The sequence below is a fragment of the Ruegeria sp. HKCCD4315 genome (assembly GCF_013112245.1).
In the GTDB taxonomy this organism is placed as follows: Bacteria; Pseudomonadota; Alphaproteobacteria; order Rhodobacterales; family Rhodobacteraceae; genus Ruegeria.
This window is the reverse complement of sequence record NZ_WVRN01000001.1, coordinates 3329829-3352968: the sequence shown is the minus strand read 5'-3', so window position 1 is coordinate 3352968 and position 23140 is coordinate 3329829. Positions and strand designations below refer to the sequence as shown.

Genomic DNA, 23140 nt, shown 5'->3' with positions numbered 1-23140 from the left:
TCAGCCGCCCAAAGGAATGATCTTCAGGCTTTCGATGCCCCGATCATCAACGATCTTCACCGCGATCTTCTCGTATTCACCTGCCTCGAAAGGCAAGGAAACGGTGCCGTGAAACTGGTCCAGTAAGTCTTCGTCCAGTTCCGAACGAAGGGTCTTCTTGAGCCTGTTCCAACCGTCCTTCGCTCCCGCCATAGGGAAGAAGACCTGATGTGGGAACAGGGACCGTTCGTTGTAATTCGTATCGAGTGACCACATGGCGATCTTGCCCTTGCCGCCGCTGTCAAGTTCACCCGTCTTGGTGTTGAAGTAGTCGAAGCCGTTCACCTCGACTTCCCATTTGCCGTCGTTGAGTTTCCTAAGGTCCACGTCAGGTTGACCCATGAGCCAGAAGCTCTGGTTGCTCGCTCGCTTCTTCTTCAAATCCTCGGTTAGCAGGTCGGTGTTCATCTGGGCCTTGAGCAGTGTGACGCCGGGCCAGTCGAGTTCGTCGATGTCTTTGGCTGCCTCTGGATCGAAGGTGAAGGCGCAGAAGACGACGACCTTGGGCGTTGGGCGCAGCTTTTCGGCCTCTTGGAGGGCGAGCTCGACTTGACGCTGTTCCAGCGCGGCGTGCTCTGGGCCGAAGCTGATGACAACGCGATCTCCACTCTCCGCAAGCGAGCCGCTCGCGTGCAGGTTCCGCAGGTCAGGGAAGACCTCAAGGTCCGCAAAGGTTAGCATCTGCCCGCCCTTACCTCGTATGCCTGTTTTGAGAAGCTCGTCGCGCCAGAGCGATTGCCGCGATGTTTCTCCGGAACGGGCCAATGAGGCGTCCGGTTCTTCCACGGGTTTTTCGTCATCGAGTCCCATGACAATCGGCGCAGGGACGGCCTCAACCGTGAACTTTCCGGATACCCGGAGCTTTGTGTTGTCAATCTTCGGCTTGTCGTAGAGCGTCTCCTGATCGGCATGGGAAGCGACGCTCTCGTCCATACGAGCCTGCATCTGTCGCCGCGCGGTGTGGAAGGCTTCAAACGGCTCTTTGGCGGTGTCTGGCCAGTCCTCGGGCCAGTCGAATGGGACCTCCCATTCAAACAGCGTTTCACCCTCGGAGAATTTCAAACGTTTCCCTTTGCGAGCACCTTGAGGTGCCGTCAGGTCATTAGGAGGGGATAACAAAAGGGCCTCGTTCAGCTGGCTGAGCGCATTCTCGATCTTCGGATGGTCTTCCTCGTAAATCGCGTCGATGTCAGGGTTGTTGGCGATGTTCTTGAGCGTGATGTGCGGCACGGTTTCATAGTCGAAGCCGCCTTTCAGTCCCTCATGCGGATAGCGCAGTGTGTAGTAATCAAAGCTGGCCGTCATTAGCCGCCGCTTTGCTAAAGTCACAGCAACGCGTGATGTGTCGCAAGTTATCCACCGGCGTCCCCATTTTTCAGCAACAAATGCGGTGGTTCCCGAACCGCAAGTAGGGTCGAAGACCAAATCCCCAGGGTCAGTAGTCATCAGGAGGCAACGTTCGATCACCGTGCGCGTTGTTTGAACCACGTAATCCTTGGTCTCAAACTCAATGGTGTCGTGCCATGAGTTCACTTGCGATAGATAGCCAAAATCATTGAAGAACATCTTGAAATATGGTTTGGCTCCGGGCTTGTATAGACGGGATGCCTTTTTCAGCCTTTCTACACCCTCAAAGGTTGTTCTCCAGCTCTTGGCCCGTTTCTTTTGCTCCTCTCCGAAGAGTTCAAAATCAAAAGTGCAGCTTTCCGTGTAGCCTGATGAAAGCAAGTCTGACCTTTTGAACACGCCCCCTATCTCGGTAGCGTATTCAGGGTTCTCAAGCTCTTCTTTGGTGGTGCTACGGAAATGTGTGGGAGAGAGGGCCACATTCTTAAACTCCGAACCTTCGCCTGATTTCTTCCTTACAAGCAGGTTTCGATACTTTGGCGACGCAGCGGAGTCGCGAAAATACCAGATAATGTAGTCGTAGATTGACTCGATCCGCCCAGACTCGAGCGGCATCATGCTGCGATAGTTTATGATGGCAACGAAGTTTTCGGGCCCGAATACCTCGTCCATTAGTTCCCTTATGTGGTGAAGGTTTTCGTCGCTGATCTGAACGAAAATACTGCCAGTTTTGCTAAGCAACTCCCGAGATAGCAGAAGCCTGTCGCGCATATAGGCCAAGTAAGAATGAAGGCCTAACTCCCAAGTGTCTCGAAAGGCCTTAATCATCTCGGGCTCTTGAGTAAGGTCTTCGTCCTTTCCGTCTTCGACTTTCCGTTTGTTGGTGAATGGTTGGAAGTTTGACCCGTATTTGATGCCATAGGGCGGGTCGATGTAGATCATCTGAACTTGCCCCCGCATGCTCTCTTTCTGGAGCAGCGAATTCATCACCAACAGGCTGTCGCCAGTGATAAGCCGGTTCGACCAGTCCTTGTCATGCTTGTAGAAGCCTAGAGCCTCTCTCAGCGGCTTCTCCTCAAAGGATGGGTGGAAGAAGTCCAGCTGCTCTTCCGCCATACTCTGACCGTTGGCGAGCTTCTTCTTCACGCCATCGAGGATGGTCGCAGGGTCGACGCGTTCGTGCACATGCAGCGAAACTGTGTCGATCTCGAAAGATGTCCGCTCGGCTTTGCCTGTCCAGTTTAGATATGGTTCCTGCAGTCGCCTAAGCTCTAGTAGAGCAGTCTTCATCACCTGTTCATCGCCGCTTGCCAGCGCGTCGTCGATTAGCTTCTCAATCTCCGCGCGGCCAACATCAAACTGCAACTCCGGCGACAGGTGCGGGTCATACGACCATGCAGTCTTGCCGACCTCCGGGTCGTTCTCGGGCTTCACAAGCCCGACCTCAGGGTTCATGACCCGTCGGTCGTCATGCGTGTAGGGAGCCACTTGAGGTGGCGTTTTGGGTGCTCGCGCCATTTTTGCCTTTACTGCTCAATGAGGACTGGAATGTCTTTTTGCTTAGAAATCAGCGTCAAGGACAATAAAGCAGTACAGCGCACATCGTGCAACAACTGTCGATTGCAATTTCCTGATACAGACCAAATCAGTTTCAACCGAAAAATCTGAGCGGCCCAGTTAGATAAAGACGAAGCCGAAATCCCCCCGTGTGGCCTCTTGTCAACATCCGTCACACTCACCAATCAGTAATCCACTCGGCAAGACTTTCCAAACGATGCCCTGCGGCGACGAGGATACTTTCCGTCCTCCCGGATAGGTCGAGCGCTGGCAAGTCGTTTACATAGTCGGATGCGTATGCCCAAGCATCCGCCGGAGCTGCCATCATACCGGTCCAGATTTCTTCCTTGGTGGGTAAGTCTTCTGCCTCTGGTATCAGTTCGGAGCAATTAAATGCTTCCATAGCTTGTTTTTGTCCTGTTTCTGGATCGTCAGGATTTGCTATCGCGCCCTCCAAACCAGCCATGTCGCGGGCAGTGTCACAGGCGTCTTGAACTTCTAGTGCCAGCCCACCCGCGATAACGGCGACGCCGACGAGCGGTATCGCCTCCCCGAAAGCCGTAGAGACATTCCTTGCAGCACCTCTGGCCATTCTCGACGACACACGTTTTGACGTTTTTCGCACAACTCCAAGTGATGCTTGTTTCGTAGCGAGCTTTTCACCAGCCTCTCTTGCCGCGACAGTGCTCAAGCCAACAGCTGAAGCAACTGACGAAACTGCTGTGTAGACCCCGCTTATCGTCACTGTTGCGATGTTGAAGGCCAGTGAGATCAGTAGAGCTAATGTAAGTATGAATTTGGAAGTCAGTCGAATTGCTCGGAACATATTTGCACTCTGCATTGTGATTGATGTCACATGGATGCTCGAAGAGGGCATTGCTTTTGATTGTCTGCCGATTTTGCTTGAAGTTCGGACAAACATGTTCATTTGGCAGGGCCTGTGCCTTGAGTTCCACCAGTTATTCGAAGGTGATGACCAAATTGCTCATTAGGGTATGCCACAGCGAACACCTCAACATTGACTATAAGGACCGTTCATAAGGGTTGACCTGCCTTTATGAACAGGTCACCTATGTGACCAATACTCTTGTGAACAGGTGACCAATGTCCAAAACTATTCTCTACGTCCGCGTTTCCACAACCGAACAGACAAGCGACCACCAGCTTGAGCAGGCCCGCAAGGCAGGCTTCCAAGTTGATGATGTCGTAACCGATCATGGCACCTCAGGGGTCACGACAAAGCTGGCAGAGCGCGAAGGCGGCAAACGGCTATTCGATATGCTGCGTGAAGGGGACACGTTGGTGGTCCGTTGGGTGGACCGTCTTGGGCGCAACTATCAGGACGTGACAGACACCATTCGGGAGTTCATCAACCGAGGTGTGACGATCAAGACCGTGATCAACAACATGGTCTTCGATGGGAAAACCACAGACCCCACTCAGAAGGCCATCAGGGACGCGCTGATTGGCTTCATGGCGGCGATGGCGGAAGCGCAGGCAGAGGCCAACAAAGAGACTCAAAGGGCCGGTATAGCACACCACAAGGCCACCTCTCCCGAGAAGTTTAAAGGGCGAAAGCCAAACTTCGATAGGGCCAGCTTTGATGCGGTGCAGGCGATGCTGAATGCAGGACAAGGACACTCGGTTATCGCAAAGGCCACAGGCGTAAACCGGAACGCTGTGATCAGAATTGCTCAAGACCCAGCCAAGGCTGAAGCAGCATTGGTAAAATGGGGGATGTGATGCTTGCAACCCACGGCAAGCCTAAAACACCGTCAAAAGTTGCAGACCAGACTAAGGCAATTCCACTTGATCGGTGACGTTACGTTGCAACCTGCAACCTGTATTGGGTCAGCAGAGCGGCGGGGTACAGGCTGGCCAAAGAGACGACGTGAGGACGAAACTCAATTCACCCCCATACATGCAGAAAGTAAGCGGTCAGTGAGCAACAGTCATCGCTCATACAAGAATAAACTAATTTACCCACACTATAGCTATACTGAATGCTCGTCGGCGGGTCGGAGTTATCACCCATAATAGCCCCTACGCACCGCTCGCCTTTGGGTCAGAGTTAACCCTCATACAAGCCGTAACAGAACGCGCCCAGTAGCTCGAAGTTATCGCTCATAATAGCCCTACCTGTCGGCCAGATAGGATCAATTCACCCCCACTATAGCCGTACACAGAATTTCCGAATTGCCTCGTTTCATGGAAGGGCGAGGCGATGTCAGCATGGCGTTGTCACCGACCGACAGGAAGACTAACAGCGGACCATCTGTGGTAGGGCGTCCTGTGTGCTGGACGTCTCACCCTAGCATTCCCCGTGAGTTGCCCCCTGGGTTTCCCTGAAGTGGAACCTATCGGGCACATCATGTGTGTTTCCCTAATTTATTGTTTTGAGATGGCGGGGCTTAGGTCCCGTCAAACCTTTCCGGCATGCCCCTGCATCAGGGCGCTATCGATTGAAATGCCAAGTTGCACGCAAGGAAGTGGAGTGAGGGGTCCTCTGATGGGCTGTCCGAGAATACCCACCCCAGAAAAATCCACCCCTGCCCTTAAAGTTATTCTTACCACCCATCCCCAACATCTACGGAGATCAACATGCGAACCGATGCTATCGGCAGACCATTGTTCGACGAAAATTCGTTGAATCACGTCACTCTCATCTTCAACGATCTTCTGATCGACAATCATCCAATCAACGTCATCACGTCAGGCGGTAGAAAGTGGTTATATGCACCCGACGCCTTGTCCGCTGCTGGTGTGCCTGAGGCTAAGTCAGGCGGGTACAGCAAGACCATTGGCCGTATTCATGACATGGATAAAGTGAAGATCGCTGAAACCCCTTTTTCATTCGATGACAAGCGAAAGAACAGGGGGTCTCTCATCTCACCGTGTGCCATCACAGCATTGCTGCACAAGACCAGCAGAGGGCGAAACCCTATCGCCACACTTGGCTTTGTAGAATGGATGAATAAGCATGTGCTGGAGGGGCAATCAGCGGAGCATTGGTCTCCCCAAAAACCAATCGGTCTTGAGCCTGTATTCCGTGAAGCTAAACAACCTCAGCCAACTCAGGACAACACTGAACGCGACCCCTTGGCACCCATCGGTCTATACAGATGGACAAATGATAATCGGCCTTTAGGTGGTGATGAGGTGCAGTTTTGCCTCTGTCAGAAAACATGCCGTTGCCAGCTAATGGAGATAGAACCATACGCCCACAACGGTGGTGATGTGCTGGATGTCTATGACGACTTTGAACCAACCACAGCATGGCCAAAGGTCTGGGACAAGGTGTCCCGTGAAGGTGCCCGAGCAGACTATTTCAACGTGACCCTAATGGGACCATTCGGCCACCACCAGCATCACCATTACGTAATGCATGGATCTGGGGTTCGAGTCCCTTCTGCGGCACCACTTGATCCAGAAGAACCTAATAAAACATTAGGATTACCGAAAAAATGGGTCAGCGAGCCCCATTGAAAGCCCCATCTTCGAGTCGCGATACCTCGCTTTTCCCTCGTGTTCCCAATAAGCAAAAAAAAGCCCCGATTTGGAGCGCTTTCTTTGTGGCAGCAAGTAAGGCAGTAGGACTAACTACCCGCCTTGACGGTCAAAGTTGGTAACTTCAGAGTTTCCCATTTGCGATTTCCGTTTCCTAAAGTTCGGTTGTGTAGTTGGTCTTTGCGCAAAGGGCTGCCTTGCGCGTAGGCACGGTGACTAAAACATTGGTGACTATGATTGGTTGGCTGTATCAATTCGTGTCCGCCCTGCTTTCTGTCGCGGCCTTCGATTGAGATCCTTCGGGTACATGCTTCGGTTCGTGGTCAGCGCGACGGCTGCCAACATAATGCTGGTTCGATGTAATTCCGATGTGCCCATCTCAAACGTGTGCTTGGTTTCGGCGGCCCTCGTTGCAATGACCGAGTTTCTGTCGTTTGGTAATTTAGTGGGCCGGCGAGGCATCGAACCCGAACGACGGAAACTCTACTTGGCTCAGCACCTCTGAGCTGCCATCAGAACGTAGAACACGGTGGCAATCTGCGCCACGGTATCTTTGTCAAGCCATCCGAAACAACTACAGCCATACGTTAAAGCCAATCCCAAATAGCTGAAGCGATGAGACGACGCGGCATGTACGGCTTTCTTGAGGATTAATATCAGACGCTCTATCATTACTATTCCTTTCAAGTTTTGAGCGTCGGGCCCGACGTGTTTGAATTTCAGAACACTTAAAAAATATTCGGATTGACATAGTTAGAATAGCGAAGAGGAGCGAAGACTTCGCTCGATTTCGGGAGTACCAAGTGAAGACGTTTGCCCAAATTCTAATTGATCGGGTTGATGATCTCAGGGGCGCTGGGACCAAACGATCTATGGCGCTAGAAAGCATCGCCAAACTCGCAGGACTTTCAAAAAAAACTTTGGAGAAGTGGCGAAACGGCGACACGATCGAACCTACTCGTTACAACGCTATTGCTGTAATCAAGGCAAGCGGTTCGCTGTCATCTGAAGAAGCAGAAAGAGAGTACGAGTGCTTACTGGCGGACTACGAGAGTGACGCGGGTACCATCAAGACCAAATTTGAACGAGAACCTCTCAACGCGAGAAAGCCATCAAATCACCAGCTCACACTTTCCAACCCGCCGGCAGACCGGCGTGCAAGCCATTACGCTAGTCGATCGACGAGAGTTCGCGGTCGGGACGACCAGCAGAAACGTTTGCTATCATTTCTTGAGTCAGTAGGCGATTTTCGATGGCTGCAGATCGCTGGGGAGGGCGGGCAGGGGAAAAGCCGCCTTGCGCTTGAACTTTGGCGGAAGAGCTCAACCTCATGGCATTGTGGCCTTCTGGAATCAAGCGACGTCGCCGCATTCAACAATAGATGGGCAGAATGGCAACCACATCTCCCAACACTAATGATTGCCGACTACGTGGTTGGTCGTGAATCCGAGCTTAGGCCTATCATACAACAATTGGCAAAGCGAACCGACCTGCGTCAACCAGTGCGACTTCTGCTACTCGAGCGAAAACCTTGGGACCAGAGCAGCATCCAGGATGCCGTAGGTGATCGGGCAGAGTGGTTCGTTGCACTAAATGAAAGGCATGATGGAGCTGATGCGGCGATCGCAGAAACTAGGTTTCAAGACGAGAGTGGTACCAACGGGGTCATAGAACTCCTACGGCTTTCACCTGAAGATTTAGCTCGGGTCGCTGTTGAGGTAGCACAACGTCCCTTGCTCAACCAAGACCATATCAAGCGACAGCTGGCCGAAATAGACCGTGAGGGCCGGCCACTTTATGCTTGTTTCTTGGGCGAAGTGCTCAAGGATAACCCCAACCTTGGCCTTATAAGTATCGAAAAACTGCTTGACGAGGTTCTCGAAAAAAATCGTGCAAGACGATGGCATTCTACTTTTGGTAACTCAACTCCTTGGATTGGTGAGGATGTGCCAGCAATGCGCTTGGCGGTTCTGGCAACAATGACGGATGGTATCGAGTTTTCGGAACATGGTGCGCAAACAAACACTTTCGATGCAAAACCAGCGTGTTGGCGGGAAGCCTGTGCCGTGACAGATGGAATTCTTCCTCCGGCTGGACCACCAAAGAGTATTCCCGCTTTACAGCCTGATATTCTTGGGGAGTGGTTCGTACTACGCTCCGTCGAAAAAGGACTGCCTTTGGAACCCGTGGTCATGGCAGCGTGGAACGCCGCACCAGAAAAAATGGCTGCCTTTTTGCAACGGTTGTCAAGAGATTTTGCTCGGTCTCCCAAAACATCAGCTTTCTTCGAAGTTGAAGCTCAAACAGACATTGCGCACCGTGCGCTCTCCAATGTCTCTGAAGCAGCGATGGGAAATTTCTTTCGAGCACATCAAATTCCGCCAAAGAGTCTGGTAAATGCACTGCATCAGGCCGCCACTGCAGGCGATGCCAAAGCAATGAACGCGTGGGGATATTGCCTGAAACATGGCTTCGGCGTCGATCAAGACGAGTGTGATTCAGCATACTGGTACCTCAAGGGCGCTGAGGCAGGTAACCCTGCCGCGATGCATGGTACTGGACTTTGTTACCTACGCGGTATTGGTGTCGAGAAAAATCCGGCTGAGGCCGTGAACTGGTTTCGGAAAGGGGCAGAGGCTGGTGGTCCAAGATCTATGAACAGCCTTGGACACTGTTACAAAAGCGGTCTTGGTGTCGAGAAAAATCCGGCTGAGGCCGTGAACTGGTTTCGGAAAGGCGCAAAAGTTGGCTTCGGCGGCGCTATGTCCAGTCTCGGCTTTTGTTACGAGACCGGCTTCGGGGTCGAGAAAGACCTCGCTGAAGCCATGGACTGGTACCGAAAGGGGGCAGAGGCAGGCAACGGCTTTGCTATGATTGACCTAGGCCGCTGCTATGGAGCCGGTATTGGTGTCGAGAAAAATCCGGCTGAGGCCGTGAATTGGTTTCGGAAAGGGGCAGAGGCAGGCCACCCAGACGCGATGACCTACCTTGGACACTGCTACGAGACCGGCTTCGGGGTCGAAAAAGACCTCGCTGAAGCCATGGACTGGTACCGAAAGGGTGCAGAGGCAGGCGCTGGCTTTGCTATGTATAGCCTTGGCCGCTGCTATAGAGCCGGTCTTGGTGTCGAGAAAAATCCGGCTGAGGCCGTGAATTGGTTTCGGAAAGGGGCAGAGGCAGGCCACCCAGACGCGATGACCAACCTTGGACACTGCTACGAGGACGGTTTAGGGGTCGAAAAAGACCTCGCTGAGGCCATGGACTGGTACCGAAAGGGGGCAGAGGCAGGCGCTGGCTTTGCTATGTATAGCCTAGGCCGCTGCTATAGGGCCGGTCTTGGTGTCGAGAAAAATCCGGCTGAGGCCGTGAATTGGTTTCGGAAAGGGGCAGAGGCAGGCCACCCAGACGCGATGACCAACCTTGGACACTGCTACGAGGACGGTTTAGGGGTCGAAAAAGACCTCGCTGAGGCCATGGACTGGTACCGAAAGGGTGCAGAGGCAGGCGCTGGCCTTGCTATGTATAGCCTAGGCCGCTGCTATAGAGCCGGACTTGGTGTCGAGAAAAATCCGGCTGAGGCCGTGAACTGGTTTCGGAAAGCGGCAGTGGCTGGTAGTCCAAGTTCTATGTCCAGTCTTGGCGTTTGTTACGAGACCGGCTTCGGAGTCGAGAAAGACCTCGCTCAAGCCATGGACTGGTACCGAAAGGGTGCAGAGGCAGGCCACAGCTTTGCTATGTATAGCCTTGGCCGCTGCTATAGGGCCGGTCTTAGTGTCGAGAAAAATCCGGCTGAGGCCGTGAACTGGTTTCGGAAAGGGGCAGAGGCAGGCCACCCAGACGCGATGACCTACCTTGGACACTGCTACGAGACCGGCTTCGGGGTCGAAAAAGACCTCGCTGAAGCCATGGACTGGTACCGAAAGGGGGCAGAGGCAGGCGCTGGCTTTGCTATGTATAGCCTAGGCCGCTGCTATAGGGCCGGTCTTGGTGTCGAGAAAAATCCGGCTGAGGCCGTGAATTGGTTTCGGAAAGGGGCAGAGGCAGGCCACCCAGACGCGATGACCAACCTTGGACACTGCTACGAGACCGGCTTCGGGGTCGAAAAAGACCTCGCTGAAGCCATGGACTGGTACCGAAAGGGGGCAGAGGCAGGCGCTGGCTTTGCTATGTATAGCCTAGGCCGCTGCTATGGAGCCGGTATTGGTGTCGAGAAAAATCCGGCTGAGGCCGTGAATTGGTTTCGGAAAGGGGCAGAGGCAGGCCACCCAGACGCGATGACCTACCTTGGACACTGCTACGAGACCGGCTTCGGGGTCGAGGAAAACGCGGCGAAGGCCGTGAACTGGTACCGAAAGGGTGCAGATACCGGCAACGGCGCCGCGATGAGGAATCTTGGTCTCTGCTACGACTGCGGTTACGGCATCGAAAGAAACCAGACAAAGGCGGTCGGCTGGTACCGAAAGAGCGCGCGAGCCGGCGACGCCACCGCGATGTTCTACCTAGGGCTTTGCTACGATACCGGCTGTGGTGTCGACAAGGATTCGGTAGAAGCACAACGTTTGTTCCGAAATGGAGCAGAGGCTGGCAACTCGGCCGCGAAACAAATCTTGCAAGACATCTCAAAGAAAAAACTAACACCCCGAAAACCTTAATAGAAAACTGGTAGCTATGAACCAGCGCCAGAAGTACGACAATGGGCTGCGTCTAGGCTCAGGACTCATAGCCAATAGATGACCAAAGCGGCGAGAGCGATTGCTGAGAGGAAGACTTTGGGACACCTGTCGTACCGCGTCGCCACACGGCGCCAGTCCTTCAATCTGCCAAACATGATCTCAATCCGATTGCGGCGTTTGTAGCGGCGCTTGTCGTATCGGACAGTTGTCTTGCGCTGTTTGCGGCCTGGAAGCCGCATTAGCTCAGCTGGTAGAGCAATGCATAGGGCAACCAAACTAGAGAACTAAGCAGCGATCAGGACGTCCATAACGGGCGTCTTTATTCTTTTTTGGAGAAACACAATGGAACTGAATGAACAGAACCGCGTGGCCGACAAACGGTTACGCCGTATCGGCTACGACAAGCGACGAGCGTTCACGAAGCGCCTGAGGTCAACCGCACGTGCCCGTCTGGGCCACGATAAGATTGATGACCAGCTTGCCCCTTGGGCCGACAAACCAAGCCACTGGGCCAGCATGAGAGTGCGCCCTGAGGTGGTAGTCACAGTCAACACCGCGCGTGAGCGCATGGTTAAGCAATTGGAGCGTGAGGTCTCTCAGAGCGAAGCGCTGTCATTCTTGGTTGAGCTTGGCCTGATCGCCATGACCGACCGAAGCGAGAACACCTGCTAACGACGCCGTAAGCGAACCCCAAGAACCTCATAGCGACAGAAAAAGAATCAAATGACAACCACTGAAATCACCATTCACACCGATGGCTCTTGCCTCGGCAATCCCGGTCGCGGCGGCTGGGCGGCAACTCTCCGACGATACGAAGGCGGCCAAGAGATCAAGAAGCGGTCCATACATGGCGGTGCCAAACATACCACCAACAACAGGATGGAAATTACAGCCGCCATTCAGGGCCTTAATAAGATCAAGAAAAACGAGAAAGCCGAGATCACCGTCTACTCTGACAGCAAGTTGCTCATCCAAGGTATGACTGATTGGCACCACAAATGGCAGACTAACGGCTGGCGTAAAGCGGGCGGTAAGGAAGTCGCGAACAAAGACCTCTGGCTTCGGCTACTGGCAGCCTGTGAAGGCAAGAACGTGCGCTGGGAATGGGTGCGTGGGCACAACGGCGACTGCAGAAACGAGGAAGTCGACGCCATCGCCTCAAGGGCCGCTGCAAACCTGCTCTGACTCAGCTTGCACCCCAAGAGAACCGCCCCACCCATTCAAAGGAAAACCCATGCAAGTGACTCACCAGGCACTCATTAAGAAATGACCAAACGTGGTGCGCCTGATTCCATCGCCAAGGGTATCGTCGCCAATATCCTACACATCCGTCGCGTCGACCGAGGTTACTGCGGTGGCCACCACAATTCCGTCGCGTTCGCGATGTCCTGTTCCAGTTCGGCTTCCAGTTTGCTTTCTTTTTCGATGTCGGTCGAGCCGTCTTCGTTCTGGCATAGGTCGTTTATCCACTTGGCATCCAACCGAAACTGAGCGAAATCCATCACCGCGTCCTTGACGGCATTTATCGCTTCACCGTGGTGAAATTCGGTGTGCTCGCGCAGCGTGTCGTTCAATTCCGGCAAAACGGTAAGCAAATCGGACAGTGGGATGCGGATTTCAGCTTTTCGCCCGCGTTCGTCGGCTCCGACGAAGAACTGCACCAAAAGATTGCCTTCCTTCGCGGCGGCCCACGTTATCTTTCCCGTTCGTCTGTCGCCATGGTTCGCGTCCTGCCAATGTTCAACAGTTGTATGGGGAAGTTCGATGCTCTTAATTCGGGCCATATAGCTCGATCCTTAAATTCTAGTAAGTTGTCACAGCCCGGGCAAAAGGTGCCGTGATAGGTTGCTTTCGTATTGCCGATATCACCCACCCGCGCGGCAGATGCAATTAGAGCCTTTGCAGCGCCCATGGTCGCGGTCGACAACCGAAGCAATCGCAACGTCTACTTCCGGTGGTGTAAAGTTCACCACTAAGATGGGACACTACCCGACGGGGCAAAATATCATTGTAAATCATATACTTAGAGATGTTATCGCGTGCGGAGCTTCCCCTCCTGCCGGGGTCGCCATTTATTTCAAGTCTTTCGGATATTGGCGGGTGATGGAACACGATGCCCCCGGGCTTTGCGGGTGCATCAAATGCGTTGTCTGCACGGCGGATAGCTGCGTAAATTGCGCAAGCTTGTTTTGGGAACACAAAAGTGCCGCTGAGATACGCAGATATTTACCCGTCTGAACCGCTGCTCAACAGTGACGCTATGGATCGTCCTTCAGCAGCGGCGCTGATGTCTGTGCGATACTTTCAGGCAGAGCCGGACCAGATGCCCGAAGAAGTGTTTGCGGAACACCATGTTTTGTTGAACTTGCAGGACAGCCCCCACCGCGTGCAGAACTGGCGTGATGGCACGCTGCGGGATTTCACCTTTTGCAAAGATGAGGTCATTGTTACGCCCGCAGGCGTGCGGTCAGGCTGGCGGTGGTTTGGGCCGTCGGATGTCATAGTTGTCACACTGGACCCGGCCAAGGTAGACCGTTTTGCGCAATCTGAGCTTGGGATGCTTCTTGATCCGCAGCAGTTTCGGGATCTTCCGCAATTTTCCGACCCTGACCTTTGCGTTGCAGGTGTTCTGTTGCGGGATGCGCTGGAGACGGATGACATGTCCTCGGCGGTTATGTTCGAGGCCATGAGCCGGGTGTTTCTGGTAAAACTTTTGCAGAAATACGGAAAACGCCGCGCTGAAGATATTGAACTGTCGTCGCGGTTCACGTCCCAGCACTATCAACGCGTTTTGGCTTATGTGCAAAAGCGCCTGGATCGCACGATCACCGTTGACCAACTGGCGTCCGAGGCTGGAATGAGCACGTCGCATTTTGCCCGGGTCTTCAAGGAAACGCTTGGGTCAACGCCTATGCAATATGTCATGTCGTTCCGGATCGAGCAGGCCATGAAGATGATCGAGGATCCCGGCCGTCCCTTCGGGGACATTGCGCTGGCTTGTGGGTTTTCGGATCAGGCGCATTTCACCCGCAGCTTCAAGCAAGTCACTGGACAAACCCCGCGTGCTTTTCGGGCTGCGCTGAACGGTTAAAGCGGGATCTTTGAAAGGCAGACGGACCGGTGCAAGTGATGTGGCCTCTGTCTTCGGACCTTTCATGTCATCGGGCTTGCGCCGAACCAGATAGGTTTCGGAAGATTCCGCCCTGAACACCAACGCTGCGCTGATGGCTTCGAATGCCGCGCCGGTCCAAATAATTTCAGGTCCGTGGCAGCAGAAGGCTCAGGACAGAGCCTCTGACGCCTGATCCGTGAGCTTGCCCGAGGTCAGCGCGGCCAGGGCAACCATCACGGCAGCTGTGCCCAGCACCAAGGCCAACCCCCCGATCTGGTAGGTCAGACCGGACAAAACGGTGCCGACCAGACGGCCTGTGGCATTGGCCATATAGTAAAACCCCACATCCATCGTCACACGCTCGGATCTGGTGAAAGCCAGGATCAGATAGGAATGCAGTGACGAGTTGACGGCGAAGATCGCGCCAAAAACCAGAAGGCCGATCACAAGCGTCACGGTTAACCAGACTTCAGGCCCATCTGACAGCAAAACTGCCAAGGTTAGAGCCGCTGGAACAAAAAAGAGCGCAATGGCCCAACTGCGTGCGGCACCTATCAGATCACCTTCGCTACGGTCTGCGGCGCGCAATATCCTTGGCGCGTTGGCCTGCACGGTGCCATACAGGATGATCCACAGGGCCATGAAAGTGCCGATCATGAAAAACGCGGCCCGATTGCCGTCTTCTGTGCCGTCAGACAGGACAGCGTAGAAATAGATCGGAATTCCAACCACAAACCAAACGTCCCGCGCGCCAAACAGGAAGACGCGGGCGGCGGACAGCCAGTTGACGTTGGCGGATTTCGAAAACACTTCTGAAAATTTTGCGCCCTTGCGCCCTTTGGGCAAACCCGGTGGCATGAAAAGGAAGACCGCCAATAGGATCAGCGCCAGAATCGCCGCCATCACAATGATTGCGGTCATGAAGCCAAGCGTTGCCAACATCGCAGCGCCCAGCAGAAAACCCAGGCCCTTTACCGCGTTCTTTGACCCGGTAAGAACGGCCACCCAACGAAACAAGCCTCCACCCTCAGCCGGTGCCAGTAGTTTCACTGCGGATTTCGAGGACATTTTGGCAAGATCCTTGGCCACCCCGCTTGCCCCTTGCACCACCATCACGAAGGAGACCGAGGCGGCGACGGTCCAGTTCGGATCAAGCTGCGTCATGGCGAGCAGCGCCAACACTTGCAGGCCCAGCCCGGCGTAAAGGGTTGAGGTCAATCCGAACCGAGCGGCAATCCAGCCGGCGGACAGGTTGGTCACAATCCCGGCAATCTCATAAAGAACAAACAGATAAGCCAACTGAACCGGCGAGAAGCCCAAGGTATGAAAGTGCAACAACACCAACATCCTGAGTGCCCCGTCGGTCAGCATAAAGGCCCAATAGGCCGCCGTGACCGCGATATAGGCCGACATGCCTTCGGGCCGTTGGGTCACAGCGTTGCCCCAACCATAAAGGCCACATCCACCAGACGATGCGCATAGCCCATTTCGTTGTCATACCAGGCGTAGATTTTCACCTGCGTCCCGTTCACCACCATTGTCGAGGGCGCATCCACAATCGATGATCGTTCATCATTGGTGTAGTCGGTCGAAACCAACGGGCGCGTCTCGTAACCCAGAATACCCTTCAACTCACCTTCGGCGGCTGCTTTGAAGAAGGCGTTGACTTCTTCGGCTGTCGTTTCCCGCTCGACTTCGAACACGCAATCGGTCAGCGATGCGTTCAGCAAAGGCACCCGCACCGCATGGCCGTTCAGACGCCCTTTGAGTTCGGGATAGATCAGCGTGATCGCCGTCGCCGAGCCAGTGGTGGTTGGGATCAGTGAATTCAGGGCAGACCGTGCGCGGCGCAGGTCTTTGGCAGGCCGGTCTACGATGGTTTGCGTATTGGTTACATCGTGGATCGTCGTCATCGACCCATGGCGGATACCAAGGTTTTCGTGAATGACTTTGACAACCGGTGCCAGGCAGTTGGTTGTGCAGGATGCGGCGGTCACGATCTTGTGGGCGGCAGGATCATAGGTGTCGTCGTTCACACCCACGACAATATTCGCCGTCGGGCCGTCCTTGACCGGGGCGGAAACCACCACTTTCTTCACGCCAGCGTCGAAGTAAGGGGATAGCTTCGCCTCGGTTTTGAACACGCCTGTGCAATCGATCACCACATCGACGCCATCCAAAGGCAGAGCAGTCAGGTCTGTGGTGCCGATGTATGGCAGATGCGTTCCGTTCACAGTGATGCTATTGGCATCGTGGCTGAATTCCGCATCCCAACGCCCATGCACGGTGTCGAATTCCAACAGATGCGCATGCATTTCGGGATCACCAACAGCATCGTTGATCCACGCGATTTTTGCGCCCCGTTCCAGCAAAGGCTTCAGCGCAAGCTTTCCCATCCGGCCAAGGCCGTTTAGTGCGTAGGTTGTCATTTTACGTCCTCAAAGGATGTTCGCCCGATGTCGTCGACAGCGGATTGCAATGCGATCCGATCGAGGCTTTCGACCGGCAGCGATGTAAAGGCTTGAATCCGACGCTTCAGCGCGCCGTAAGCGTTTTGAAAAGCCAGGCTTTTTTCGGCGTCAGTGCCGCCCGCCTTGACCGGATCGACCATGCCCCAGTGACCGCTGATCGGTTGACCTTCCCAAGCGGGGCATTCCTCATTTGCGGCCTGGTTGCAGACCGTGAAAACAAAATCCAGATCAGGCGCGTCCGGCCCTGAAAACTCGGATACATTTTTTGACCGCAGAACCGACGTATCGTGACCCTTGTCTTGCAGGACCTGAACCGCAAACGGGTTCAACTGGGAAAAAGGCTGTGTTCCGGCGGAAAAGACATTGAACCGGTCACCACCAATTTCCCGCAACAGAGATTCGGCAAAGATTGAGCGGGCGGAATTGCCCACGCAAATGAACAGCACGTTGAACTTCCGGTCAGTCATCGTCTCACTTCCCTTGGTTGAAGGCATACAAAGATCAGGTCGGCCACGGCAGCAGTTCACAATCAGAAAATCAAACATTTTCTGCACGTTAGCCATATCTATCGAATAGCGCAGGGATGTTCCGAGGCGCACTTGCGTCACAAGGCCCGACCGTTGCAGCGCGTTCAGATAATTTGACATGGTGCTGGGCTTGATCCCCAGTTCAGACGCCAGTTCCCCAGCAGGCACGCTGTCAGGAAACCGTCGCACTAACATGCGAAACACGGTGATACGCTGCGGGTGGCCAAGAATAGCCAGTTGATCGGTAATCTGTTCTATCATATTTCATGAAATATTGAAATAAAAGCAGTGAGTCAATTTGAACCGACTGACGTTACAAAAAATTCACAGAACGCAGTTTCCACCATATGGGTGGCCTCTTCTTGCCTCCCATCAGCACTTTGGTGCGGTACGTTAAAAGCGGATGTATCTGGACTTGCAGGCATCAGAGTGAGGGTTTAAATGACCCATCGCACCTGGACAGAACCAGTTCCGGCTGCAAAAGATTGCCTCAATAGCTCAGCTGGTAGAGCAGGTCCTTCGTAAGGACAAGGTCGGGGGTTCGAGTCCCTCTTGAGGCACCACTCTTCTCGTGTTTCTCAAAAGAGCCCGTATTGAATTCGTGTTCGTTTTCACGTTTGAGGAGCCTCGGTTGCAAAGGCGTCGACCTAAGGTTCTTTGTGAAAAGGTTCATTTCCCTATGCCCGCAGGCGGCCTGCACGCGGGTGTCGACCGTATCCCGACCTTGCCCCAATACCTTGCGTAAGGCATGCTTGTCTTAGGAGGATTGGTATCTGTTCACCGCTGGGTTTGTCGGTCAACGGATCAGCGCGGCGCTCTGCTTTGGGAGGAATGTGTCATGACATCCAAGACCGCAGGTTCCACACCACCAGACAACCTGACACCGCAGCAATCCATGCCCACGGTCAACAAAGTGACAGCGGATGACATCACCGCAGCGCTTAAGGCTGGGTTTTCCGATTTTCTGGCACGCCCTGTCATGAGCGGCTTTTTCGGCCTGTTCTATACAGTTTTCGGGCTTCTGTTGGTTTGGGCCCTGGTTTGGCTGGGCAAGATCTGGATGATCATTCCTGCAATTGTAGGATTTCCGCTGGTCGCGCCGTTCGCCGCTGCCGGGCTTTATGAAATGTCGCGCCGCTTGCAAAATGGGGAAAGTTTCGGGTGGTCCGAAATCCTTACGGTCATGGCCGATCAACGCAAGCGCGAAATGGGCTGGATGGCCTTTGTGACCTTGTTCATTTTTTGGGTGTGGGTTTATCAGGTGCGGCTTTGGTTGGCGATCATCCTTCAGAATGCATCCTTTTCCGATTTCGACGGGTTTTTGAATACTGTGTTATTCACGCCGCAAGGTTGGACCTTCTTGGCCATTGGCACCTGCGTCGGCGCGTTTCTGTCAGCAGCCCTGTTCACGGTGACCGTTGTCGCCATGCCGATGTTGCTGGACCGGGAAACCAATTTCGTTTCTGCGATGCTCACCTCTGTCCGCGTTGTCAGGGAAAGCCCTGTGGTCATGCTCACGTGGGCAGCAATCATCTCGTTTACCATGCTGATATCGCTGGTTCCCGCATTTTTGGGCCTGATCTTTACTCTGCCGATCCTTGGCCACACCACGTGGCACCTGTACCAGCGGGCCGTGCCGCCCGACGAGGTGTGATCTAACGGTAAGGCGTCTCCGATAGTTGAACGGGGGCAGACATATTTTTTTGCTGACAACGAAGAGGTTTAAGCTGCTTTTTCAGCGCCTATGTTCAACGGAGCGGCTAAGGTTTGTTTATTTGCAGTGAAACAATTTCGACCGACGAACTGGGAGCGCCGATACTCCTTCCACTAAGAACACTTCAATCGGCACAATCCTCATAGCACGCATCCCACTTGCGTCGGAGGAAGTCACCAGACCAATGCGCGCAGCTCAAGCGCGCTTTTCCCCGATTGATGCAACGCCCAAAACGTCCAGAACCTTGGCTTCGATCTGTTCGGCGTTCATGCCGGCCACGGCATACATGTCCGCTGGGCTGGCCTGATCGATGAACGTATCGGGCAAGACCATCGAGCGGTATTTCAGCCCTTGATCAAGAACGCCTTCCTCCGCCAAAAGCTGTGCGACATGGCTGCCAAAGCCGCCAATCGCGCCTTCTTCGATGGTGATCAGAGCCTCGTGGTTGGCGGCCAGATCCAGGATCAGGTCGCGGTCCAGAGGTTTGGCAAAGCGGGCGTCGGCGATGGTTGGGGTGATGCCCTTGCCCGCAAGGGATTCGGCGGCTTTCTGCACCTCAGACAATCGGGTACCGAACGAAAGCAGTGCCACGCGCGCGCCTTTCTGGATCACGCGGCCTTTGCCGATCTCAAGCACTTCACCGCGCTCTGGAAGGTCGACGCCAACGCCTTCGCCACGCGGGTAGCGGAACGCAATCGGCCCATCGTTGTGCGCAACAGCGGTGGCCACCATATGCATCAGCTCGGCTTCGTCGGCAGCTGCCATGACGACCATACCCGGTAGGTTGGACAAATACGCAATATCGAACGATCCGGCATGGGTGGCTCCGTCGGCACCCACCAGACCTGCGCGGTCAATGGCGAAGCGGACGGGCAGACGCTGAATCGCAACATCGTGCACCACCTGATCATAACCGCGCTGAAGAAAGGTCGAATACATGGCGCAGAATGGTTTCATCCCTCCGGCGGCCAGTGCAGCCGAGAATGTCACGCCATGCTGCTCGGCAATCGCAACATCGAAACAGCGCGACGGGTAGCGTTCGGCAAACAGGTTCAGACCGGTACCGTCTGGCATGGCGGCGGTCACGGCAACGATCTTGTCGTCTCGCGCAGCTTCATCCACCAAGGTTTTGCCAAAGACGGACGTGTAAGAGGGCGCGTTGGAGGGTGCCTTTTTCTGCTCACCCGTCACCACATCAAATTTGGCCGTTGCGTGACCCCTGTCACGGGCTTGCTCGGCCGGGGCGTATCCTTTGCCTTTCTTGGTCAGAACATGGATCAGGATCGGACCGGTCGCCCGCGCCTTGACGGTCCGCAGCACAGGCAGCAACTGATCCAGATCATGCCCGTCGATGGGGCCTAGGTAAGAAAAACCAAGCTCTTCGAACAGCGTGCCGCCGACGGCCATGCCTTTCAGCATTTCCTTGGCACGTTTGGCGCCTTCGCGGAAGGGCTCGGGCAGCAGCGAAACCGCGCCTTTTGCGGCGGCTTTCAGGTCATGGAACGGCTCTTCTGCATAGATACGGGACAGATAATTGGACAAGGCGCCCACAGGTGGCGCAATGCTCATCTCGTTGTCGTTCAGAATGACGATCAGTCGCTTGCCCAGATGGCCTGCGTTGTTCATCGCTTCAAATGCCATGCCTGCAGACATCGAGCCATCGCCGATCACAGCAATCGCATCGCCCAGCCCTTCGGGTGTGACACCTCCCAGATCGCGCGCCACAGCAAAACCAAGTGCTGCACTGATCGAAGTGCTGGAATGTGCTGCGCCGAACGGGTCATAAGGGCTTTCGCTGCGCTTGGTGAACCCGCTCAACCCATCCTTCATCCGCAATGTGCGAATACGATCGCGCCGCTCGGTCAGGATTTTGTGGGGATAGCACTGATGGCCCACGTCCCAAATGATCTTGTCGCGCGGCGTATCGAACACTGCGTGCAGCGCTGTTGTCAGTTCGACCACGCCAAGACCAGCCCCAAGGTGCCCGCCCGTCACGGACACGGCCGAGATTGTCTCGGCCCGCAATTCCTGCGCCAGCTGATGCAACTGCGCGTCCGAAAACTGCTTGAGATCCGCAGGGCGGTTCACAAGGTCCAGCAAGGGCGTATTGGGTCGGTCAGACATATGGCGCGTTCCTGGCTTAGCTGTCCCGGGCAATAACGAAGCGGGCGGCGTCCTTCAAGGTTTCTGCTGACGCACCGTACCCATCCAACGCAGCACAGGCCGTTTCAACCAGCTCTGTCGCGCGGGATTTGGCCGCCTCAAGACCCAAAAGCGAAACAAAGGTCGCTTTGCCTGCATCGGCGTCCTTTTGCAGCCGTTTTCCGGCCTTTTCGGCATCACCTTCAACATCCAAAATGTCGTCAGCAATCTGAAAGGCAAGTCCAAGAGCTTGGGCATAATCACGCAGAGGGGTCGGATCGGCTTGTGCCAACCGCGCTCCTGCGCAGACGGACCATTCGATCAACGCACCTGTCTTGCCTGCCTGCAGATGGGTGATTTGTTCCAGTGTCAAAGGTGTAGCCGCTGTTTCGGCTGCGATATCCAGCGCCTGACCCAGAACCATGCCTTGCGCCCCGCTGGCTTGGGCCAGAGTCAGAGCCAATTCTGCACGAATTTGCGCATCGCCGACTTCGGGTCGAGTGCACAGCTCAAACGCCAGGGTCTGCAACGCATCGCCGGCCAACACCCCGGTTCCTTCGTTCCATTTCACGTGAACAGTGGGCCGCCCCCGCCGCAGATCATCATCATCCATGCAGGGCAGGTCATCATGGACCAAAGAATAAGCGTGTAGCGCTTCGATCCCCGTTGCGGGCCAGATCGAACTGCCCACATCCACATCATGCAAGCGCGCGCTTTCCTGCACCAAAAAACCGCGCAACCGTTTTCCGCCTTGCGTTGCATAGGCCATGGCCCGCGTGACGTCGATATCGTCCAGCGCGCCCAGAATCAGGTCAAAGTGAGCCTGAATGCGCGCTGCATCCTGCGCCAGTCTTTCGCGAAACATTTACTGACCGTCGACAGGCGTGGTCCCGGTGGGCTGCCCCGTGGCATCCAGAGTGATGGCGGCCACTTTCTCTTCAGCCCGCTTCAACTCGTCCTCGCACCGTTTCTTCAGGGCCGCACCGCGTTCATACAGCGCGATCGACTGATCCAACGCCACATCGCCGCGTTCAAGCTGGCCCACAACGGCCTCAAGCTCTTTCATGGCCTGCTCGAATGTCATCTGCTCAACTGGGGTATCGGTCATCGTGCTGCCTTCATCAATTCTTCCACATGGGCGCGTGTGGCCGCGGCCAATGCGTTCAGATCATACCCGCCTTCCAGAGTCGAGACGATACGACCGTCACAAACCTCGTCAGCGATCTTGCACAGCTCGGCTGTGATCCACGCGAAGTCGCCGGTGGACCAGTTCAGATTGGCCAGCGGGTCGTCCTGATGGGCGTCAAACCCTGCGGAAATGATAATCAGATCGGGGTTGAACGCCCGCAAGCGCGGAAACGCCTGGGACTCGTACGCGGCGCGCATCTCGGCCCCGCCGCTGCCCGGAGCCAGCGGGATATTCAGAACCGTATCGTGAACCCCCGTCTCATCCGGGCGTCCCGATCCGGGCCAGAGGGGCATCTGCTGGCTGGTAACAACCAGCGCGCGCGCTTCATCCCACAGCAGGTCCTGTGTTCCATTGCCGTGATGAACATCGAAATCGACAACGGCGACACGGTTCAGCCTGTGGTGGTCCAGCGCATGTTTCGCGGCCAATGCCGCATTGCCGAACAAGCAAAACCCCATTGCAGTATCTGTTTCCGCATGGTGCCCCGGTGGGCGAATGGCGCAGAACGCGTTCGACACATCTCCGCTCAGCACCAGATCAACGGCCCGGACAACAGCGCCCGCAGCACGATAGGCGGCGTCTACCGAGCCCGGTGACATGAACGTATCCCCGTCAATCTGCGCAAACCCCTCAGACGGGCGCGTGGATCGAATATCGCGAATGTAACCTTCCGGATGCACCCGCAGCAGATCGTCATCTGCCGCCAACGGAGCGGTCACCCATTTCAGGTCCAACCCTTCCAAGGCGTGCAGGATATGTTCCAGCCGCGCCACTCGTTCGGGGTGACCGTCAGGTGTCACATGGCCCAGACAATCGGCATGGGTCAAAAGGGCAGTTGTCATCGGGGTCCCCTGTTCATCTG

The 23140-nt window shown here is 55.0% G+C and carries 17 protein-coding genes, 1 tRNA gene and 1 pseudogene; 8 read left to right on the top strand and 11 right to left on the bottom strand.

The window, feature by feature from the left end:
• Both GS646_RS16650 and GS646_RS16645 read right to left on the bottom strand, forming a co-directional pair.
• Entirely contained in the window at positions 1-2841 is a 2841-nt protein-coding gene (locus tag GS646_RS16650; RefSeq protein WP_253746713.1) for a site-specific DNA-methyltransferase, read from the bottom strand.
• A gap of 280 nt (positions 2842-3121) precedes the next feature.
• Entirely contained in the window at positions 3122-3871 is a 750-nt protein-coding gene (locus GS646_RS16645; protein ID WP_171648235.1) for a hypothetical protein, read from the bottom strand.
• A gap of 176 nt (positions 3872-4047) precedes the next feature.
• Between GS646_RS16645 and GS646_RS16640 the strand changes: the two genes are divergently transcribed.
• The 3 genes from GS646_RS16640 (at position 4048) to GS646_RS16630 (ending at position 11102) form a co-directional block, all read left to right on the top strand.
• Entirely contained in the window at positions 4048-4686 is a 639-nt protein-coding gene (locus GS646_RS16640) for a recombinase family protein (protein ID WP_171648237.1), read from the top strand.
• Positions 4687-5544: 858 nt separating this feature from the next.
• A complete protein-coding gene (locus tag GS646_RS16635) occupies positions 5545-6429 on the top strand; it encodes a hypothetical protein (RefSeq protein WP_171648239.1) in 885 nt (294 codons plus the stop codon).
• A 1976-nt stretch (positions 6430-8405) separates the two neighbouring features.
• Entirely contained in the window at positions 8406-11102 is a 2697-nt protein-coding gene (locus GS646_RS16630) for an SEL1-like repeat protein (RefSeq protein WP_171679259.1), read from the top strand.
• A 65-nt stretch (positions 11103-11167) separates the two neighbouring features.
• Here the strand turns inward: GS646_RS16630 and GS646_RS16625 are convergent.
• Positions 11168-11356 (bottom strand): annotated as a pseudogene (locus GS646_RS16625) (transposase); the annotation flags it as partial.
• A gap of 109 nt (positions 11357-11465) precedes the next feature.
• Here GS646_RS16625 and GS646_RS16620 point away from each other — a divergent pair.
• Together GS646_RS16620 and rnhA are read left to right on the top strand one after the other, a co-directional pair.
• Positions 11466-11795 (top strand): hypothetical protein, encoded by a 330-nt coding sequence (locus GS646_RS16620; protein WP_171648247.1) that lies wholly within the window; start codon positions 11466-11468, stop codon positions 11793-11795.
• A 51-nt stretch (positions 11796-11846) separates the two neighbouring features.
• Positions 11847-12308 carry a ribonuclease HI gene (gene rnhA, locus GS646_RS16615; RefSeq protein ID WP_171648249.1) on the top strand — a complete coding sequence of 154 codons (462 nt, stop codon included), beginning with the start codon at positions 11847-11849 and terminating at the stop codon, positions 12306-12308.
• 161 nt (positions 12309-12469) lie between these two features.
• Here rnhA and GS646_RS16610 read toward each other — a convergent pair whose 3' ends face one another.
• Positions 12470-12907 (bottom strand): hypothetical protein, encoded by a 438-nt coding sequence (locus tag GS646_RS16610; RefSeq protein WP_171648251.1) that lies wholly within the window; start codon positions 12905-12907, stop codon positions 12470-12472.
• A gap of 419 nt (positions 12908-13326) precedes the next feature.
• On the opposite strand from GS646_RS16610, the gene GS646_RS16605 reads away from it, so the two are divergent.
• Complete coding sequence (locus tag GS646_RS16605) at positions 13327-14214, top strand: AraC family transcriptional regulator (protein ID WP_171184535.1); 888 nt, start codon at positions 13327-13329, stop codon at positions 14212-14214.
• 189 nt (positions 14215-14403) lie between these two features.
• Here GS646_RS16605 and arsJ read toward each other — a convergent pair whose 3' ends face one another.
• The 3 genes from arsJ to GS646_RS16590 are packed head-to-tail and all read right to left on the bottom strand — an operon-like array spanning position 14404 to position 17494.
• The gene (gene arsJ, locus GS646_RS16600) at positions 14404-15669 is read right to left on the bottom strand and encodes an organoarsenical effux MFS transporter ArsJ (RefSeq protein ID WP_171184533.1); all 1266 of its coding nucleotides are present in this window, start codon (positions 15667-15669) and stop codon (positions 14404-14406) included.
• Positions 15666-16664 carry an ArsJ-associated glyceraldehyde-3-phosphate dehydrogenase gene (locus GS646_RS16595; RefSeq protein WP_171648253.1) on the bottom strand — a complete coding sequence of 333 codons (999 nt, stop codon included), beginning with the start codon at positions 16662-16664 and terminating at the stop codon, positions 15666-15668. Before GS646_RS16595 ends, arsJ begins: the two co-directional genes overlap by 4 nt.
• Positions 16661-17494, bottom strand: a complete 834-nt coding sequence (locus tag GS646_RS16590; RefSeq protein WP_171648255.1) for a helix-turn-helix domain-containing protein — start codon at positions 17492-17494, stop codon at positions 16661-16663. Before GS646_RS16590 ends, GS646_RS16595 begins: the two co-directional genes overlap by 4 nt.
• Positions 17495-17720: 226 nt before the next feature.
• Between GS646_RS16590 and GS646_RS16585 the strand changes: the two genes are divergently transcribed.
• Together GS646_RS16585 and GS646_RS16580 are read left to right on the top strand one after the other, a co-directional pair.
• A tRNA-Thr gene (locus GS646_RS16585) sits at positions 17721-17796 on the top strand.
• Positions 17797-18071: 275 nt separating this feature from the next.
• Complete coding sequence (locus tag GS646_RS16580; protein ID WP_171648257.1) at positions 18072-18887, top strand: DUF2189 domain-containing protein; 816 nt, start codon at positions 18072-18074, stop codon at positions 18885-18887.
• Positions 18888-19142: 255 nt separating this feature from the next.
• On the opposite strand, the gene dxs is transcribed toward GS646_RS16580, so the two are convergent.
• The 4 genes from dxs to GS646_RS16560 are packed head-to-tail and all read right to left on the bottom strand — an operon-like array spanning position 19143 to position 23120.
• The gene (gene dxs / locus GS646_RS16575) at positions 19143-21071 is read right to left on the bottom strand and encodes a 1-deoxy-D-xylulose-5-phosphate synthase (protein ID WP_171184523.1); all 1929 of its coding nucleotides are present in this window, start codon (positions 21069-21071) and stop codon (positions 19143-19145) included.
• A gap of 16 nt (positions 21072-21087) precedes the next feature.
• Positions 21088-21954: a polyprenyl synthetase family protein gene (locus GS646_RS16570; protein ID WP_171184522.1), complete on the bottom strand. Its 867-nt coding sequence runs from the start codon at positions 21952-21954 to the stop codon at positions 21088-21090.
• A complete protein-coding gene (locus tag GS646_RS16565) occupies positions 21955-22197 on the bottom strand; it encodes an exodeoxyribonuclease VII small subunit (RefSeq protein ID WP_171092993.1) in 243 nt (80 codons plus the stop codon).
• Positions 22194-23120 (bottom strand): histone deacetylase family protein, encoded by a 927-nt coding sequence (locus GS646_RS16560; protein ID WP_171184520.1) that lies wholly within the window; start codon positions 23118-23120, stop codon positions 22194-22196. The genes GS646_RS16565 and GS646_RS16560 overlap by 4 nt, the downstream gene beginning before the upstream one ends.
• Positions 23121-23140: the final 20 nt, after the last annotated feature.

Bases quoted from the DNA above. Each gene is read 5' to 3' on its own strand.
- GS646_RS16560 (WP_171184520.1), bottom strand. From the start codon at position 23,120: ATGACAACTGCCCTTTTGACCCATGCCGATTGTCTGGGCCATGTGACA.
- dxs (WP_171184523.1), bottom strand. From the start codon at position 21,071: ATGTCTGACCGACCCAATACGCCCTTGCTGGACCTTGTGAACCGCCCT.
- GS646_RS16645 (WP_171648235.1), bottom strand. From the start codon at position 3,871: ATGAACATGTTTGTCCGAACTTCAAGCAAAATCGGCAGACAATCAAAA.
- GS646_RS16590 (WP_171648255.1), bottom strand. From the start codon at position 17,494: ATGATAGAACAGATTACCGATCAACTGGCTATTCTTGGCCACCCGCAG.
- GS646_RS16565 (WP_171092993.1), bottom strand. From the start codon at position 22,197: ATGACCGATACCCCAGTTGAGCAGATGACATTCGAGCAGGCCATGAAA.
- GS646_RS16610 (WP_171648251.1), bottom strand. From the start codon at position 12,907: ATGGCCCGAATTAAGAGCATCGAACTTCCCCATACAACTGTTGAACAT.
- GS646_RS16640 (WP_171648237.1), top strand. From the start codon at position 4,048: ATGTCCAAAACTATTCTCTACGTCCGCGTTTCCACAACCGAACAGACA.
- GS646_RS16635 (WP_171648239.1), top strand. From the start codon at position 5,545: ATGCGAACCGATGCTATCGGCAGACCATTGTTCGACGAAAATTCGTTG.
- GS646_RS16650 (WP_253746713.1), bottom strand. From the start codon at position 2,841: ATGAACCCTGAGGTCGGGCTTGTGAAGCCCGAGAACGACCCGGAGGTC.
- GS646_RS16620 (WP_171648247.1), top strand. From the start codon at position 11,466: ATGGAACTGAATGAACAGAACCGCGTGGCCGACAAACGGTTACGCCGT.
- GS646_RS16570 (WP_171184522.1), bottom strand. From the start codon at position 21,954: ATGTTTCGCGAAAGACTGGCGCAGGATGCAGCGCGCATTCAGGCTCAC.
- rnhA (WP_171648249.1), top strand. From the start codon at position 11,847: ATGACAACCACTGAAATCACCATTCACACCGATGGCTCTTGCCTCGGC.
- GS646_RS16580 (WP_171648257.1), top strand. From the start codon at position 18,072: ATGACATCCAAGACCGCAGGTTCCACACCACCAGACAACCTGACACCG.
- GS646_RS16595 (WP_171648253.1), bottom strand. From the start codon at position 16,664: ATGACAACCTACGCACTAAACGGCCTTGGCCGGATGGGAAAGCTTGCG.
- GS646_RS16630 (WP_171679259.1), top strand. From the start codon at position 8,406: ATGCGCTTGGCGGTTCTGGCAACAATGACGGATGGTATCGAGTTTTCG.